Below are 15,967 nucleotides of genomic sequence, written 5' to 3'. Positions count from 1 at the left end.
TCGTCACCCTGAACGCCGCGTAACACGGGCGAAACACGGGAGACACGGCGAGGCAACGCCACCGACCTACGGTCGCCGCAGGCCGTCATGCCGACCTGTTCCCGCAGCGCCCACCACCGCCTAGCCGACGGAGGAACCACACGTGTTCGCCAACCCCGATGAGCTCTTCGCCTACGTACGCGACAACGACGTCAAGTTCATCGACGTCCGCTTCTGCGACCTGCCGGGCGTCATGCAGCACTTCAACGTGCCGGCCGAGTCCTTCGGCGCCGACGTGTTCACCGACGGGCTGGCCTTCGACGGGTCGTCCATCCGCGGCTTCCAGGCGATCCACGAGTCGGACATGCTGCTCCTGCCGGATGTGACCACGGCGTTCGTGGACCCGTTCCGCGCGCAGAAGACGATCGCGCTGAACTTCTTCATCCACGACCCGTTCACGCGGGAGGCCTACAGCCGCGACCCGCGCAACGTCGCCAAGAAGGCCGAGCAGTACCTCGCCGGGATCGGCTTCGCCGACAAGGCCTACTTCGGGGCCGAGGCGGAGTTCTACCTCTTCGACTCGATCCGCTTCGACACCGCCGCGCAGCACGGCTTCTACTACATCGACTCCAAGGAAGGCGCCTGGAACACCGGCAAGGAGGAGGAGGGCGGCAACCTCGGCTACAAGCCGGGTTACAAGGGCGGCTACTTCCCCGTCCCGCCGGTCGACCACTACGCCGACCTCCGCGACGGCATCGTACGCGAGCTGCTCAACGTCGGCCTTGAGGTCGAGCGCGCCCACCACGAGGTCGGCACCGCCGGACAGGCCGAGATCAACTACAAGTTCTCCACCCTGCTGCACTCCGGCGACCAGGTCCAGCTGTTCAAGTACATCGTGAAGAACACCGCCTGGAACGCCGGCAAGACCGCGACGTTCATGCCGAAGCCGCTGTTCGGCGACAACGGTTCGGGCATGCACACCCACCAGAGCCTGTGGCTGGCCGGCGACCCGCTGTTCTACGACGAGACCGGTTACGCCGGGCTGTCGGACATGGCGCGCTACTACATCGGCGGGCTGCTCCGGCACGCTCCGTCGCTGCTGGCCTTCACCAACCCGACGGTGAACTCCTACCGCCGCCTGGTGCCCGGCTATGAGGCGCCGGTGAACCTGGTCTACTCGCAGCGCAACCGCTCGGCCTGCACGCGCATCCCGGTGACGGGGACGAACGCGAAGGCCAAGCGCGTCGAGTTCCGCGTGCCGGACCCGTCCTGCAACCCGTACCTCGCCTTCTCGGCGATGCTGATGGCCGGGCTCGACGGCATCAAGAACAAGATCGAGCCGCCGGCGCCGGTCGACAAGGACCTCTACGAGCTCCCGCCGGAGGAGTACAACGAGGTCGCGCAGGTCCCGGGTTCCCTCCCGGCCGTGCTGGACTCCCTCGAAGCCGACCACGACTTCCTCCTCGAAGGCGGCGTCTTCACGCCCGACCTGATCGAGACGTGGATCTCCTGGAAGCGCGAGAACGAGGTCGACCCGATCCGCCTGCGCCCGACCCCGCACGAGTTCGCGCTGTACTTCGACGTGTAGTCGAACCGCGCGGCGCCCTACGCCGCACGGGAATCCGCGCGAGGACCCCGCCACCGTGGCACGACGGTGGCGGGGTTTTCGCTTGCGCGGCAACCCATCCCCCGGCATCCTGACCGCTCCCCCACCCTGGAGCCCAGATGCGTCTCACCCTCACCCGCGTCCTCGGGGACGTGCCGTTCACCGAGATCGGGAAACCGACGGTGGTGGCCCGGCGGGGTGGCCTCGTCGCCGTCGGGGGTGACCTCGCATCGCTGTACTGGGACGGGAACCAGAGTGCCGACACGCTGTGGGGCCGGCACCGGCTGGGCGTGTACGAGGACGGCGGCGAGCGCTGCCGGGTCTTGCTGGAGACCGACTCGGCGATCCGGGACCTCGCGTTTCACCCGGCCCTGCCGCTGGTGGCGGTGGGGACGGGCGGCTACGACGGCGGAAACTACTTCACCGGTGAGCTGCTGATCCTCGACGTCGAGACCAGCGTGACCGTCTCGGTGACCGGGGACGACCGGGAGGTGCGGCGGGTCCGCTGGACGAACGCCCGGACCCTCGACGTCCTCGTCGCTCCCCCGAACGACGACGACTTCACCGACGCGCGGCATCGCAGCTTCCGCGAGGTGATCGTCCGCGACGACTGGCGTGCTCCCGGAACGCACCTCTTCGGCGAGCACCGGGACGCCGACTCGGTCCCGACACCCAAGGCGGTTCACGAGACGTGGAAGTCCCGGGGCCAGGTGTGGGCGGTGGCGCCCCACGAGGGCGGCGTGCTGGCCGCGCGGGACGGCGTCGTCGCCGAGAAGTGGTCCGCCGACGGGGAACCGGCGTGGTCGGTCTCGCACGCGGGCGGTGCGCGCCAGCTGCTCGTCGACCCGGGTGGGGGGACCGCGCTGGTCAACGTGACCCATCGTCTGGGCGATGGTCGCGACCTCGTCGCCCGCGTGTCGCTGGACGACGGGCGGGTCCTCGCCGAGTTCGGCGAGGGCTGGCCGGTGGTGCTGTCGGGCGCGGAGGACGGCTCGGTCCTGCTGCGCCACACCAGCCATCGTGAGGAGCATCCGGCGGTGCTGTTCGACCCCTCCGGGCGTCTGGTCACCACCGTCGAGTTGTTCGGCTGCGACACCGTCAACCATCCGTTCGCCGTCGGCGGGGCCGCGCGGCCGCTCGTGCTGGTCGGCGAACCGGACGCGCCCCACCGGAACAAGTGGGTGGCGGCGGTGGACGGCGAGGGCGTCGGCCGGTTGTTCCCGGTCGAATGGGACGCCGTGCTGGACCGGCACCTGTTCGGCGGTCCCGGCGTGGTCACCGGCGGGACGCTCGTCCACGCCGGAACGGTCTACCACGGGCACGGCCTGCTCCCGGGCAACGCCTTCGTCGTCGCCCGCGACGCCCGGACCGGTGAGGCGCGCTGGGTGCACACCGCCGATGTGCCGGTCACCGCCGTCGACACCGACGGCGAGCGGGTCTACGCGGCCTTCAACACCGGCGAAGTGGTGGTACTCGCACTCGACGACGGGACGGTGCTGCACCGCGAGGAGCTCCAGGTCCGCGGTCGGCCGGCCGTCGCGCTGTCTCTCGCCATCGACGGCCCGGGCCGGCTCCTGGCGGGGACCGTGGACGGCCGGATCCTCGATCTGGCGGTCGTCCACGGATCCTGAGCAACCTCATCGCCGGGCCAGAGCGTTCACCGTCACGGTGGCGGCTCACGCCGCCGTGGAGACGGAGGAACGCCATGGCAGGCCGACGACGGCGCAGTGCACGAAAGCCCCTGTGGGCGAAGATCCTGGTCGCCACGGGGGCGTTCCTGATGGTGGTGGCCGGGGGTGCCGTCGTCTACGCCAACGTCATGTTCGACAAGGTCAACGACGCGGCCCAGCAGGCCTGCCTCCTGGACGACTGCACCGCCTACCAGCCGGGCGAGGAGGTCACCGGGCCGCTGAACTTCCTGCTGGTCGGCTCGGACATGCGCAAGGACTGGTCGGCGGCGCAGTCCGACTCGATCATGATCCTGCACGTCAACGCCGATCTGTCCGCGGCGAACATCGTCTCCATCCCGCGCGACCTTGAGGTGACCATCCCCGACTGCGGAAACGGCGCGCCCTGCGACGACAAGATCAACGCCGCCTTCAGTGTCGGCGGGACCGACATGAAGAAGGCCGTCTCCAGTCTCGCGGCGACGCTGACCGACCTGACCGGCGTGAAGTTCGACGGCGCCGCGATGATCAACTTCGGTGGTTTCGAGGACGTCGTGGAGCTGCTCGGCGGCGTCGAGCTGTGCGTGCCCTTCGACATGGACCTCGAACACCCCAAGGACGCCGACGGCAACAAGCCGCACGTGAAGAAGGGCTGCCGGGAGTACGAGCCGAAGCTCGCGCTCGGCATCGTCCGGGAGCGATACGCCTACGACTACGACAATCCCAACTGGGACCCGAAGTACGGCGTCGGCGACTACGGCCGCCAGCGGATGCAGCAGCACTTCATCAAGCAGCTGCTCAAGAAGGCGAAGGCCGAAGGCTACATGACCAACGTCTTCAAGGTCGGCGAGCTGATCGACAAGATCGGCGACCAGATTCTGCTCGACCTCAAAGGCCGCCAGGTCACCGATCTGGCCTTCGCGCTGACCGACATCGACGCCTCGAAGCTGACCACGCTCAAGGTGCCCTCGGACTCGGTGAAGGAAAACGAGATCTGGTACGTCCGCACCCTTCCCGAGCACGAGAAGGCGGCCGAGTCGCTGTACAAGGCGATCCGCGACGACGACCTGGCCACCTGGACCCTGGAGAATCCCGACTGGGTCAACAAGACCGGCTGAGCTCGCGCTCGGCCTGGGTGAGCAGGAAGGCCGTCCCGCCGAGGATCCCGAGGGTGAAGCGCAGCAGTACCTCGTAGTTGGTCAGGTCGGGCGTGTGCTGCATGCCGACGCCCGTGTCACTGCCGAGCAGGACCAGCAGCCCCCACATGCCCCAGCCGAACATCGAGCCGGTGCCCACCCAGGCGGCCAGGGTCACCGTCCAGCGTGGGACACGGCCGGAACGGGTGCGGGCGTTGAGGACCAGCCCGACGGCCGCGGCGAGCGCGAAGACGGCGATGACGGCACCGTTGGTGCGGGCGCTGCGGCTGATGGCGTCGACGTGGTCGGCGCTGATGCCGCCGGTGTAGCCCAGGGCCCAGGCGGTGTTGATCAGCGCGACCGCTCCGGCGCCGACGGCCGCCGTCCAGGTGAGGGGTGTGGCGAGCGCGCGCAAGGCGGGGACGGCGACCTGTCCTTCGCCGGCGCGGCCGGTGAACACGTCGGTCCAGCGCTCGCGGGCGTAGAGGACGAAGGCGGTCAGGAAGGCCAGGCCCTGGACCACGAATCCGCCGTAGACCATCCCGAATACCCACGACGCGACCGGTGGTGGGGCCGCACCGGCGTCGGCGGCCGGGAGCAGGGGCTCGCCGGCCACCGTGGAGGCCAGTGCCTGGAAGGGCATGCCGAGCACGATCTCGCCGAGGAGTCCGGTGCCGACCCAGACGGGGAACAGGATGAGCCAGGCCGGGACCCGGCGGCCCCGGCGGAAGGCGAACACGCCGGCGAGGAGCGCGGCGACGAGGTCCATGCCCGCGGTGAAGGCGTTGAGCGCGTCGACCTGGGTGGTGTCGGCCATGCCGTTGAGCCCGGCGGTTCCGCCGAGCAGCCAATGGATCTTCAGGCTGAGGTACGGCAGTGTGGCAAGGACGAGGACCGCGCACGAGACGCGCAGGGCGGTCCGGCCGGGCGGCGGAGAGCCGGGTGAGGGGTGAGTGTCGTCGGACATGCCATCAGCCTCGGGTGAGCGTCCCGGTGAAACCTGCCCCCGCAGCGTGAAGGCCATCCCCCGCCCGGGGGAGATCGGCGCACCGGGGTACATATCGCCCCATGAGCGGCGAGGTGCCGCGCCCTGGGAGGATGTGCCGATGGACCGCGCTCGTCTCCTCCGTCTGCTGCGCCGTATCGGCCTGTGGACCCTCGCCGTGCTGACCGTGCTCGTGCTCGTCATCTCGCTCGGGTTCGCCTACATCGTGCGCAAGTCGTTCCCCACTGTGGACGGTGAGATCGCGCTGCCGGGCATGTCGGGCGAGGTCGACGTCTGGCGGGACGAACGCGGCATCCCGCAGATCTACGCCGACACCGCCACCGACCTGTTCCGCGCGCAGGGCTACGTCCACGCCCAGGACCGCTTCTGGGAGATGGACTTCCGCCGCCACATCACCTCCGGGCGGCTGTCGGAGATGTTCGGTGAGAGCCAGGTCGGCACCGACGCCGCCGTGCGCACCATGGGCTGGCGCAAGGTCGCCGAGCAGGAGTGGGAGATCCTCGACGCGACGACCAAGAGCTACTTCACGGCCTACGCCGAAGGCGTCAACGCCTTCCTCGGCACCCACAGCGCGGGGGAGGTCAGCCTGGAGTACACCGTCCTCGCACTGGACAACCCCGACTACGTGATCGAGGACTGGTCGCCGGTCGACTCCGTCGCCTGGCTCAAGGCGATGGCCTGGGACCTGCGCGGCAACCTCAGCGACGAGCTCAACCGGGCCACGCTCGCCGACGCGGGCCTGACGCCCAAGCAGATCTCGCAGTTGTACCCGGCCTACCCGGAGGACCGGCACGCGCCGATCGTGCCGGACGGGACGGTCAAGGACGGCAAGTTCGAGTTGACCGCGCCCGGCGATGACTCCGGCGGCGGTGAGGGCGGTGGTGAACCGACCGCGCCCGACGTCGACGCCACGGACGCCCTGACCGGCGCGCAGAGCGCCTTCGACGCCCTCGCGAAGGTCACCGGGCCCGCCATCGACGGGATCGGCTCGAACTCCTGGGTGGTCTCCGGTTCCCGGACCGAGACCGGGATGCCGATCCTGGCCAACGACCCGCACCTGGCGCCTTCGATGCCGTCGGTCTGGTATCAGGCGGGGCTGCGCTGCCGCACCCTCAGCGAGGCCTGCCCCTTCCGGGTCACCGGCTTCACCTTCTCGGGCGTGCCGGGCATCATCATCGGCCACAACGCCGACATCTCCTGGGGCTTCACCAACCTCGGCCCCGACGTCACCGACCTCTACGTCGAACGCGTCGACGGCGACAAGTACCTCGTCGACGGTTCATGGCTGCCCTTCGAGAGCACCCGCGAGGAGACCATCAAGGTCGCCGGCGGCGAGTCGCGGACCATCACCGTCCGCGAGACCAAGCACGGGCCGGTGATGTCGGACAACGACGACACCTACGAGTCCCTGGCGAAGAACCCGCCGACGCCGAAGCTCAACGAGGGCGGCGAGTACGCCGTCGCGCTGCGCTGGACCGCGCTGGAACCGGGCCGTACCGCCGAGGCGATCTTCGCGCTGAACCGGGCCGCGAACTGGCCGGAGTTCAAGGCCGCCGCGGCCCGCTTCGAGGTGCCCTCGCAGAACATGATCTACGCCGACACCTCCGGCAACATCGGCTACCAGGCGCCCGGCAAGATCCCGGTGCGCGGTACCGGTGACGGCACCTGGCCCTCCCCGGGCTGGGACTCCGGCTACGACTGGTCGGGTTACATCCCCACCGAGGAACTGCCGTACACGGTGAACCCGGAAGAGGGCTTCATCGTCACCGCCAACAACGAGGTGATCGGCGAGGAGTATCCGCACCTGCTCACCGAGGACTGGGCCTACGGGTACCGCAGTGAGCGGATCCGGGACATGATCGAGGCCGACACCGACCTGCTCAGCATCGACGACATCCGCCTGATGCAGATGGACGGCCGCAACGGCGGAGCCGCCCCAGTCGTGCCGAAACTCCTCGGCGTCTCCACCGAGGGCACGGTCAAGGAGGCACAGGACCTCCTGCGCGACTGGGACCTCCAGTCCGACCGCGACTCGGCCGCCGCCGCGTTCTACAACGCGACCTGGCGGCACCTGCTGCTCAACACCTTCGACGAGCTGCCCGACTCCGCTCCCCCGGGCGGCGGCGAGCGCTGGTACGAGGTCGTCGGGAAGCTCATGGAGCAGCCCGACAGTCCCTGGTGGGACGACGTGGCGACGCCGGAGGTCGAGAACCGCGACGCGATGCTCGCCAAGGCGATGGCCGACGCCGTCGACGAACTCACCGAACGGCTCGGCGGGGACCCGTCGGGCTGGCGCTGGGACGAGCTGCACACGCTGACGTTGACGAACCCGACCCTTGGCACGTCGGGCATCGGGATCGTCGAATGGCTGTTCAACTCGCCCCCGGTCGGGGTCGCCGGTGGGGACGGAATCGTCAACGCCACCGGCTGGAACCCGGCGAAAGGGTACGAGGTCGACGCCGTACCCTCTATGCGGATGATCGTGGACCTGGCGAACCTCGACGGTTCCTGGTGGGTCAACCTGACCGGCCAGTCCGGCCACACGTTCAGCGCCCACTACGACGACCAGGTCCAGATGTGGCGTACCGGCGCGCTGACCCCCATGCGCTGGTCCGACCGCGACATCGAGGTCACCACCCGCGACCGGCTGACGCTCACGCCCTGACGGCCTTAGCAAGAGGAAACCGACACCACTGTGGACACCACCACCAAGGCCGAGCCCGAGCCTGACGCCAGTGACGGCGTGACCTCCGAAGGCGGGTCGCGTGGCCCGCTGAGCAATCCGCGAACGGTCTTCTGGCTGCGGGTCGCCGCCATCGTGGTGCTGATGGCGGTGGTGTGGATCCTCGCCGACCGCTTCGGTGAACACCACCGGCTCTTCGACTTCCGGATCTACCGCAAGGCCGTGCTGTTCTGGCTCGACGGCGACAACATCCTGTACAACTACTCGCAGCCCGACAAGACCAACTACAACCTGGGCTTCACCTACCCGCCCTTCGCCGCGCTGATCATGATCCCGCTCGCGGTACTGCCCTACGGGCTGGCGAAGTGGTCGCACCTGATCGTGATGTCGGCCGCGCTGGCCCTGATGTGCTACTGGGTGGCCACTCCCCTGGCGCGCCGGCTGAAGCAGCCCGCGTGGTTCGTCTGCGGTCTGGTGGTGCCCCTGGCCTTCGCGCTGGAACCGATCCGGGAGTCGCTGAGTTTCGGGCAGGTCAACCACGAACTGGCCGTGCTGATCATCGGGGACCTGCTGTTCCTGTGCCGCCGCAACTCGAAGTGGGCGGGCATCGGGATCGGGCTGGCCACGGCGATCAAGCTGACACCGGGCATCTTCATCATCTACCTGCTGCTGACCAAGCGGTGGCGGCCGGCGTTCATGTCGATGTTCTGGGCGACGGCGGCGACGGTCCTCGCCGCGGCCTTCGACCTGCGGTCCTCGGTGAAGTTCTGGCTGGTGACCTTCTGGGACTCCAGCCGCGTCGGGATCCTCGACCAGACCTCGAACACCTCGGTCAACGGGATGATCCTGCGCTGGTTCGACCAGCGCGACCCGAACTACCCGCGCTGGATCTACCTGCTGGCGGTGCTCCTGGTCGTCGGCTACGGGATGTGGCGGGCGGTACGGGCCTACCGGCAGGGCGACGAGATCTGCGCGCTGACGATCGTCGGGCTGATCGGGGTGATGGTGAGCCCGGTGTCGTGGATCCACCACAACTTCTGGATCGTCCCGGCGCTGGTGGTGCTGGCCGACGTGGCCTTGCGCAAGGACCGCTGGACGAGGCGTTTCTGGGCGTGGACGGGGCTGTTCATGGTCGTCTACTGGTCTTTCGCGCTGACCTTGAGTCTGCGTTTCGCCGAGGTGACCACGAAGCACTGGCTGCACGGGCCGTTCTGGTGGATCGGGGAGAACTCCTACGTCATCCTGTCGCTGGTGCTGATCGTGGCGCTGCCGATCCGGCGCGGGACCGACGAACTGGATCTGGCGAAGGGCAACTTCTGGCCGCGCTGGCCGTCACGGCTCGCGTCGTGGCCCGAGCGTCGAGCGGCGGCCAGGGCGAACGCGGGATAGCGCCAGTACGACGGTGGTGATGACCAGTCCGGTCATCACCACGGCCCCGGCGAGTTTCGAGCGCAGGGCGAGGTTGTCGCCGTCGGGAAGGGTCAGCGCGGGCAGCGCGACCGCGACGACGCGGGCGGCGGTCCGCAGGGGGCCACCGGGGACGGAGACGGCCAGGACCGCCAGCGGCCACAGCATGTACCAGGGGTGGAAGACCGGGGACAGCGCGACGACCGCGATCAGCGCCCAGGTCAGGTGCCGCAGGATCGAGGAGGCGTCGAGCGCCCGCCGGAAGGCGTGCAGCCAGATCGCCACGAGCGCGACCGCGAGGGCGATCCAGCCGAGGATCCGGCAGACCTCGATGGCGCCGGTCGTGACGTCGTTCCCGAGGGCCTTGGAGACGGCTCCCACGGTCATGCCGACGGCCGTCGGCGGCGAGGTCCACTGCACGGAGTCGCCGGAGGAGACCAGTCCGCTCAGCCAGCCGAGGCGCAGGCCGCTGGCGAGGGTGATGGCGGCGAACACCGCGACCGTCCCGGCGACCGGCACCCAGGCCCGGCGGAGAAACTCGCGGAAGGTCCTGTCGCGCATGAGAAGCAGCACGGCGAAGGGCAGCGCGATCCCGGCGGTCGCCTTGACCGCGACGGCCGCGCCGAGCGCCGCTCCGGAGAGCGGGCCGCGGCCGTTCGCAGCGGCGAGGAGCCCGAGGAGCGCCAGGCCGATCATCAGGGCGTCGTTGTGGCCGCCGGAGACGACGTGGATCATCAGCAGCGGGCTGGCCAGGCCGAGCCACGTCGCCCGGACCGGGTCGATGCCCGTGCGCGCGGCGAGTCTCGGGATCGCGTCGGCCATCGCGAGCACGCCGAGGAGCGCGCCGATCCGCAGGACGGTCATCGCCACGGCGAGGTTCCCGCCCGCGACGGCGACGGCCGCACCGGCCAGCAGCACCCAGACGGGTCCGTAGGGCGCGGGCGTGTCGTGCCAGATCAGCGAGACGGAGTCCAGCCACGGGCAGGGCAGCGCGGCCGAGCCGACCTCGTAGGGGTTCAGTCCACCGTGGACGGTCGCGCCCTGGCAGGCGTAGGCGTAGAGGTCGCGGCTGCCCAGCGGCGGCGCGAACAGCAGCGGGGCGGCCCACAGCGCGGCGGTCGCCAGCGTCGCGGGGAGGCTCCAGGAGGCCTTGCGGGCGTGCCACCAGGCGACACCGAGCGCGGCGAGGCCGAGGGCCCACACGCCGATCGCGGCAGCCGTGTCCGGGTGGGACAGGGCCGTCTGGAGGTTCGACTTGAGGTCGGTGTCGGGCTTGGCGCCGCCCAGCCAGGCGGCGACGGCGAGGAGGACGCCGCCGGTGAGGCCGAGAAGCGTGATCGTGAGGCGGCGCACGGGGGCCATGGTCGCACACCGATGCGGCCCGGGCGTGTGGTGAGCGGCCGCACCGATTTATAAATGACTGTTCATTTATACGTTCGTCGCGCTGCGGTAGAGTTCCTGAACAGACATTCACAAACTCGGCGGAGGAACCATGGGACGGCCGCGGGCGACCAGCGACGAGCAGATCCTCGCCGCCACCGAACGCGCCATCGGCGCACTCGGCCTGCCGAAGCTCACACTCGCCGTCGTCGCCGGCGAGGCCGGCGTCTCCCCCGCGACCCTCGTGCAGCGTTTCGGCTCAAAGCGCGGACTGCTCCTCGCCTTCGCCGCACAGGCCGCGGGAGGACTGGACGAGGCCTTCGCGACGGTCCGGCGCGAGCACGCCTCACCGCTGGAGGCGCTGCACGCCGTGCTCGGCGAGCTCAGCGCGGGCATGCGCACCCGGGAGGAGATCGCCAACCACCTCGGCGCGCTTCAGCTCGACCTGACCGACCCGGAGTTCCACGCGCACGCCGCCACGCACGCCCACCGCATGGACGAGCTGCTCGCCGGGCTGCTGGCCGACGCGGTCGCGGCCGGTGAGCTGCGGCCGGGGACCGAGGTGGCGCGCCTGGCGCGCACGGTCCAGGTCGTGCACAACGGGACCCTCGTCATGTGGGCGATCACCGGCGGCGAGGACCTCCCCGCGCGACTGCGCGGGGAACTGGACGACCTGCTCGACAATCACCGGATGGGGTAGCGACATGGGTTTCACTTCGACCGTGTTCATCGGCACCAGCCTCGACGGCTTCATCGCCCGCGAGAACGGCGACATCGCCTGGCTCACCGGCCGTGGCGAAGCCGCCGGGGACATGGGTTTCTTCGCGTTCCTCGACACCGTCGACACGATCGTCCTCGGCCGCACGACCTTCGAGACGGTGCTCGCCTTCGGCGAGGACGCCTGGCCCTACGGTGACCGCCGCGTCGCCGTGCTTAGCACGACCCTGCCGGAGGACGCCGACCCGCGCGTGACGGTGTACCGCGACCTCGACTCGCTCGTCGCCGCCCTGGAGGAGGAGGGTGCCGAGCACGTCTATCCCGACGGCGGGCGGCTGATCCAGTCCTTCCTGCGGGCCGGGCTCGTCGACCGGTTCATGATCTCCACGGCGCCCGTGCTGATCGGTTCGGGGCACCGGCTGTTCGGGCCGCTGGACGCCGACGTCAGCCTCACGCCCGAGTGGACGAAGACGCATCCGGGCGGGTTCGTGCAGACGTCGTGGGTGGTGGTCAAGGAGTAGCGCCCGTCCTCCTCCGCACGATCGCCATGTCCTCCCCGGGCAGGGCGTCGGCGACCAGGAGACGCGGCAGCAGGTCCGGTTCGCGGGTGAAGGCGCGGAAGGCGAGCGCGACGGTCACGTCGTGGCCGGGGCGGTGGACGATCGCGACGGGGTCGCCCGCGCGGACCTCGCCGGGTGTGATGACGCGCAGGTAGGGGCCGGGGATCGCCGCGAGGGTGAACTCCTTGATCCAGCCCGCGCGTTCCAGCCAGCCCTGGAAGGTCGCGCAGGGGATGCGCGGGCAGGTGATCTCCAGGACGAGTTCGGCGCCGATCCGCCAGCGTTCGCCGATGAGGGCCCCGTTGAGGTCGAGGCCTTCGGTGGTGAGGTTCTCGCCGAAGACACCGTTGGGCAGGGTCCGGCCGAAGACCGGTTCCCAGGTGTCGAGGTCTTCGCGGGCGTAGGCGTAGACGGCCTGGTCGGTGCCGCCGTGGTGCTTGACGTCGTAGGCGCGGTCGCCGGCGAGGCCGACCGAGCCGTCGCCTTTCGGGCCGGGCGCCGTCACCGCGACCGGTCCGTCGACGGGCCGCTTGTCGATGCCGGTGGCGGCGAGCTTCTTCCAGGGGTTGGAGCGCGGGACGCCGATGTTGACCGAGAGGATCCGCATGGGCGCGAGGGTACGGAAAAGCCGAGCACGTTCGCGACGGGTTTCCGTGGGAGAAGGGCACGCGTCATCGCCGCCCCCGTGGGGGCCCCTGATTTCCACTCTATTGGCCGGGTACGACACTTTCATCCCACCGGCGTGCGCCGTCCCGGTCCCGCCCGCGTGCGACCATGTCCCCGATGTCGAACCCAACCCGCCCGGCCGTGCCCGTCGCCGTCGCCTCCGCCGTGGCCCTGGTCTTGAGCGTCGCGTGGTGGGCCGCGCCGACGATGGGGACCGACACCTCGGCGCAGTTCGGGCACGCCGAGTTCTTCGCCCGCCACGGTTTCGCGCTGATCGACTTCTCCTGGTACGGGGGCACGCAGCCGCTCGGCTACAGCGTCGTCTCCCCGCCGGTGATGGCGCTCCTCGGCCTCGGGCTCACCGGCGTCCTCACCGCGACGGCGTCGACGGCGCTCCTGACGTGGCTCCTGGCCCGCACCGGCCTGCCGCATCCGCTCCTCGGCGGCCTCGCCGCGGCCGTGACGATGACCGGCAACCTCGTCTCCGGGCGCCTCACCTTCGCCCTCGGCGTCACCTTCGGTCTCGCGGCCCTCGCGCTCCTGGCGACGACCTGGCGACGGCCCCTCGTGCTCGGCCTCGCGGCCTTCGCGGCCCTGCTCTCGGGCGCGACGAGCCCCGTCGCGGGCCTGTTCACCGGCGTCGCCGCGGCGGCCCTCCTCCTGGCCACGAAGCGCCGCCTCGACGGCCTCCTCGTCGGCGTCGCCGCCGCGATCCCCATGGCCGCCTTGACCCTGCTCTTCGGCGACGGCGGCTGGATGAACTTCTCCCCCGACGACTTCTGGCGCTCCCTCGTCACCACCCTCGCCGTCGGCGCGCTCGCCCTGGCCTCGCGCCACCGGGCCATCGTGGTCGGCGCGGGCATCACCGCCGTCGGACTGGTCGCGGCCTACGTGATCCGCACGCCCGTCGGCGCCAACGCCATCCGCCTCACCGTGCAGTTCGCGCTGCCGCTGACCCTGGCCATGCTCGACGTACGCTCGTCATGGCGCCCCCGGCTGGTCAAGGGGGCCGCGCTCGCCGCCGCCGCCGCGCTGCTCACGTGGTGGCAGCCGCCGGTCAACACCGGCGACCTCGCCGACGCGGGAAACCCCGCCGCCGAGGCCTCCTTCTACGCGCCGCTCCTCGCCGAGCTGGAAACGCGCGGACCGGTCGGGCGGGTCGAGATCCCGCCGACCCGCGACTACTGGGAGGCCGCCCACGTCGCCGCCGAGGTCCCCCTCGCGCGCGGCTGGCTGCGGCAGCTCGACATCGAACGCGACCCGCTGTTCTTCGACGACCTGCCGGGCGGTCAGCGTGGCACCGGCGTCCCCCTGGACGCCGGCACCTACCGCGCATGGCTGCTCGACACCGGCGTGTCCTACGTGGCCGTCCCCGACACCGAGTTCTCCTGGGTCGGCCGCGCCGAGGCCGCGCTCATCGCGAGCGGACTGCCCTACCTGCGGCAGGTCTGGGCCACGCCGGACTGGACGCTGTACGAAGTGGACGGTGCCACCGGCGTCGTCTCCGCGCCGGCCACGCTGGTGTCCTCGCGCGCCGACGGACTCACCTTCGACGCGCCCGGGGCCGGCGATTACCTCGTGCGCGTGCGGCCCCTGCGATGGCTGGAAGTGAACGGTCCAGGCACCCCGCGATGGCGAACACAGGGTGCCTGGACGATCGTCACCGTGACCGAACCGGGCCGGTACACGGTCGCTTCGTGACCCGAGGGGTCAGTGGTGGTGCGGACGGTACTTCTTCGGCAGCTTGAAGCCGTAGTCGGCCATCACCGAGCGCAGCACGTCGGGGTAGTCGGTGATGATGCCGTCGACGCCGTCGTCGATGAGCTTGCGCATGGTCGCCTCGTCGTCGATCGTCCACGGGACGACCTTGATGCCGCGTGCGTGCGCGGCGGCGACCATCTCGGCGGTGACGTAGGGGCGGTAACCGGGGTCGGTGACCTTGCCGTTCTGCGGGAAACCGTGCACGGGCGAGAACGCGTCGGCGCCGAAGGAGTCGATCGCGGCGATCGGGTCATCGCCGAAGTCGTCGATGTCGAGCCCGCCCAGCCACGGCGAAGCACCCGGCTTGTCGACCTGGAGGAAGTCGTAGTTGGTCAGCGCGACCAACGGCAGGCGCGGCTCGACTTCGGCCATGCGCATCAGCGCGCCCCAGTCGAAGCTCTGGATCGTCACCTGGCGCAGCAGACCGGCGCGGCGGACCTCACGGGCCACGACCTGCACGAACTGCTCGCGAGGGGCGGTCTGCTCGGGCGCCCCGGCCTCCACCTTCGTCTCGACGTTGAGCTTCACGCCGTGCGCGCGGTAACGGTGCACGAGCCCGAAGACCTCGCGCAGCGTCGGCATCGGCTCGCCCGGTTCGGCGCGCTGGCCGGGAAAGTTCGGCTGGGTGAGGGTGCCGCAGTCGAGGGTCTTGACCTGGGCGAGGGTGAGGTCCTTGATGTACTTCCCGACGTAGGGGAACTTCGGGTCACCGGGGGTCGCGGGCGCGGTGTCGAGGCACTTCGCGGGCGTCGTCTTACGGTCGTGGGTGACCACGGCGGCGCCGTCGAGGGTGATCTGGACGTCGAGTTCGAGGGTGGTCACGCCCAGTTCGAGGGCGTTGGCGAAGGCCGGGAGCGTGTTCTCCACGACGAGCCCGAGACCGCCGCGGTGGGCCTGGAGGTCGAAGGTCCGGCGCGGATGCGCGGCGGCGGGCGAGGCGCCGAGGGTGAGCAGCACGCTAACGGCCGCCAGTCCGGCGAGTGCGGTGCGCAGAGGTCTCATGGGCGTCACCTTCGCGGGCGGAGATGTACACGGGGTGTCGGGGGGTTGATCCGGTCGGCACATCGATCACAACACGATAGTCCCGACGGGACGATTCGCACCAGACCCGCGAGGAGCACCGCGAAACACGCGCGGCGGCGGTTCGGTGGTCCATCGCATAGCGGGCGCATACGCCGGATCGTCCACTATGGACGATTGGGGTCGTCTGTCGCTAGGTTCGGCGGCGGTCGGCAGGCCTCGGCGGAGTGCGTCAACTTCGAGTGGAAAGAGTGCAAGTGCATCGGCGTCCAGTACGCCTGCCGCTGGTGCCACTACGGCTCCGGCTGCATCGTGCTCTGCACCAACTGGGGCCTGGAGGGCCTCTGCGCCTGAGCGGTGCTCATCCGGTGGTAACGCC

General features: G+C 70.3%; 13 protein-coding genes. 9 read left to right on the top strand and 4 right to left on the bottom strand.

Annotation, left to right across the window (positions count from 1 at the left end):
- The first annotated feature begins 142 nt into the window (after positions 1-142).
- From glnA to HNR73_RS01345, 3 genes are all read left to right on the top strand, one after another.
- Positions 143-1,567, top strand: coding sequence for a type I glutamate--ammonia ligase (gene glnA, locus HNR73_RS01355; RefSeq protein ID WP_184785336.1), 1,425 nt, complete (start codon positions 143-145; stop codon positions 1,565-1,567).
- 137 nt (positions 1,568-1,704) lie between these two features.
- Positions 1,705-3,216 (top strand): PQQ-binding-like beta-propeller repeat protein, encoded by a 1,512-nt coding sequence (locus tag HNR73_RS01350; RefSeq protein WP_184785335.1) that lies wholly within the window; start codon positions 1,705-1,707, stop codon positions 3,214-3,216.
- A 74-nt stretch (positions 3,217-3,290) separates the two neighbouring features.
- The gene (locus HNR73_RS01345; RefSeq protein WP_184785334.1) at positions 3,291-4,370 is read left to right on the top strand and encodes an LCP family protein; all 1,080 of its coding nucleotides are present in this window, start codon (positions 3,291-3,293) and stop codon (positions 4,368-4,370) included.
- On the opposite strand, the gene HNR73_RS01340 is transcribed toward HNR73_RS01345, so the two are convergent.
- Entirely contained in the window at positions 4,354-5,355 is a 1,002-nt protein-coding gene (locus HNR73_RS01340) for a hypothetical protein (RefSeq protein ID WP_184785333.1), read from the bottom strand. The genes HNR73_RS01345 and HNR73_RS01340 overlap by 17 nt on opposite strands.
- 139 nt (positions 5,356-5,494) lie before the next feature.
- On the opposite strand from HNR73_RS01340, the gene HNR73_RS01335 reads away from it, so the two are divergent.
- Positions 5,495-8,059, top strand: coding sequence for a penicillin acylase family protein (locus HNR73_RS01335; protein WP_184785332.1), 2,565 nt, complete (start codon positions 5,495-5,497; stop codon positions 8,057-8,059).
- Between the two features lie 30 nt (positions 8,060-8,089).
- Positions 8,090-9,466: a glycosyltransferase family 87 protein gene (locus HNR73_RS01330; protein ID WP_184785331.1), complete on the top strand. Its 1,377-nt coding sequence runs from the start codon at positions 8,090-8,092 to the stop codon at positions 9,464-9,466.
- Here HNR73_RS01330 and mptB read toward each other — a convergent pair.
- The gene (mptB, locus tag HNR73_RS01325) at positions 9,410-10,846 is read right to left on the bottom strand and encodes a polyprenol phosphomannose-dependent alpha 1,6 mannosyltransferase MptB (RefSeq protein ID WP_184785330.1); all 1,437 of its coding nucleotides are present in this window, start codon (positions 10,844-10,846) and stop codon (positions 9,410-9,412) included. The two genes, HNR73_RS01330 and mptB, sit on opposite strands and share 57 nt — an antisense overlap.
- 130 nt (positions 10,847-10,976) lie before the next feature.
- Between mptB and HNR73_RS01320 the strand changes: the two genes are divergently transcribed.
- Together HNR73_RS01320 and HNR73_RS01315 are read left to right on the top strand one after the other, a co-directional pair.
- Positions 10,977-11,564: a TetR/AcrR family transcriptional regulator gene (locus HNR73_RS01320; RefSeq protein ID WP_184785329.1), complete on the top strand. Its 588-nt coding sequence runs from the start codon at positions 10,977-10,979 to the stop codon at positions 11,562-11,564.
- 4 nt (positions 11,565-11,568) lie between these two features.
- Positions 11,569-12,102, top strand: coding sequence for a dihydrofolate reductase family protein (locus tag HNR73_RS01315; protein WP_184785328.1), 534 nt, complete (start codon positions 11,569-11,571; stop codon positions 12,100-12,102).
- On the opposite strand, the gene HNR73_RS01310 is transcribed toward HNR73_RS01315, so the two are convergent.
- Entirely contained in the window at positions 12,092-12,748 is a 657-nt protein-coding gene (locus HNR73_RS01310) for an MOSC domain-containing protein (protein WP_184785327.1), read from the bottom strand. The genes HNR73_RS01315 and HNR73_RS01310 overlap by 11 nt on opposite strands.
- 176 nt (positions 12,749-12,924) lie before the next feature.
- Here HNR73_RS01310 and HNR73_RS01305 point away from each other — a divergent pair, with 176 nt between their 5' ends.
- On the top strand, positions 12,925-14,508 hold the full coding sequence (locus tag HNR73_RS01305; protein ID WP_184785326.1) for a hypothetical protein: 1,584 nt from the start codon (positions 12,925-12,927) through the stop codon (positions 14,506-14,508).
- 9 nt (positions 14,509-14,517) lie between these two features.
- Here HNR73_RS01305 and HNR73_RS01300 read toward each other — a convergent pair whose 3' ends face one another.
- Positions 14,518-15,570 (bottom strand): glycerophosphodiester phosphodiesterase family protein, encoded by a 1,053-nt coding sequence (locus HNR73_RS01300; RefSeq protein WP_184785325.1) that lies wholly within the window; start codon positions 15,568-15,570, stop codon positions 14,518-14,520.
- Positions 15,571-15,765: 195 nt separating this feature from the next.
- Between HNR73_RS01300 and HNR73_RS01295 the strand changes: the two genes are divergently transcribed.
- Positions 15,766-15,942: a hypothetical protein gene (locus tag HNR73_RS01295; RefSeq protein ID WP_184785324.1), complete on the top strand. Its 177-nt coding sequence runs from the start codon at positions 15,766-15,768 to the stop codon at positions 15,940-15,942.
- The last annotated feature ends 25 nt before the right edge of the window (positions 15,943-15,967 follow it).

The sequence above is a fragment of the Phytomonospora endophytica genome (genome assembly GCF_014202425.1).
Classification (GTDB): Bacteria; Actinomycetota; Actinomycetes; order Mycobacteriales; family Micromonosporaceae; genus Phytomonospora; species Phytomonospora endophytica.
Note: the sequence above shows the minus strand (reverse complement) of the source record. Positions and strands in the feature narration are given on the sequence as shown.

What these genes read in the sequence shown, in the direction of transcription:
- HNR73_RS01350 (WP_184785335.1), top strand. Translation starts at nt 1,705, where the DNA reads ATGCGTCTCACCCTCACCCGCGTCCTCGGGGACGTGCCGTTCACCGAG.
- HNR73_RS01345 (WP_184785334.1), top strand. Translation starts at nt 3,291, where the DNA reads ATGGCAGGCCGACGACGGCGCAGTGCACGAAAGCCCCTGTGGGCGAAG.
- HNR73_RS01340 (WP_184785333.1), bottom strand. Translation starts at nt 5,355, where the DNA reads ATGTCCGACGACACTCACCCCTCACCCGGCTCTCCGCCGCCCGGCCGG.
- HNR73_RS01335 (WP_184785332.1), top strand. Translation starts at nt 5,495, where the DNA reads ATGGACCGCGCTCGTCTCCTCCGTCTGCTGCGCCGTATCGGCCTGTGG.
- mptB (WP_184785330.1), bottom strand. Translation starts at nt 10,846, where the DNA reads ATGGCCCCCGTGCGCCGCCTCACGATCACGCTTCTCGGCCTCACCGGC.
- HNR73_RS01320 (WP_184785329.1), top strand. Translation starts at nt 10,977, where the DNA reads ATGGGACGGCCGCGGGCGACCAGCGACGAGCAGATCCTCGCCGCCACC.
- HNR73_RS01315 (WP_184785328.1), top strand. Translation starts at nt 11,569, where the DNA reads ATGGGTTTCACTTCGACCGTGTTCATCGGCACCAGCCTCGACGGCTTC.
- HNR73_RS01310 (WP_184785327.1), bottom strand. Translation starts at nt 12,748, where the DNA reads ATGCGGATCCTCTCGGTCAACATCGGCGTCCCGCGCTCCAACCCCTGG.
- HNR73_RS01305 (WP_184785326.1), top strand. Translation starts at nt 12,925, where the DNA reads ATGTCGAACCCAACCCGCCCGGCCGTGCCCGTCGCCGTCGCCTCCGCC.
- HNR73_RS01300 (WP_184785325.1), bottom strand. Translation starts at nt 15,570, where the DNA reads ATGAGACCTCTGCGCACCGCACTCGCCGGACTGGCGGCCGTTAGCGTG.